The 327-nt window shown below is 50.8% G+C and carries 1 rRNA gene; it reads right to left on the bottom strand.

What is annotated here, in order from left to right:
- Positions 1–327: ribosomal RNA gene (locus HP548_RS00110) — 16S ribosomal RNA — on the bottom strand; the annotation flags it as partial.

Here is a 327-nt window from a genome sequence, read left to right as displayed (position 1 = left end):
GGTCATAAGGGGCATGATGATTTGATGTCATCCCCACCTTCCTCCGGTTTGTCACCGGCAGTCACCTTAGAGTGCCCACCCGAAGTGCTGGCAACTAAGATCAAGGGTTGCGCTCGATGCGGGACTTAACCCAATATCTCACGACACGAGCTGCCGACAACCATGCACTACCTGTCTTGAATGTTCCGAAGATAAGTTACATCTCTGCACCGGTCATTCAGATATCAAGACCTGGTAAGGATCTTCGCGTCGCTTCGAATTAAACCACATACTCTACTGCTTGTTCTGGTCCCCGTCACTTCCTTTGAGCTTCAGTCTTGCGACCGT

The sequence above is a fragment of the Paenibacillus taichungensis genome (genome assembly GCF_013359905.1).
GTDB lineage: Bacteria > Bacillota > Bacilli > Paenibacillales > Paenibacillaceae > Paenibacillus > Paenibacillus taichungensis.
Note: the sequence above shows the minus strand (reverse complement) of the source record. Positions and strands in the feature narration are given on the sequence as shown.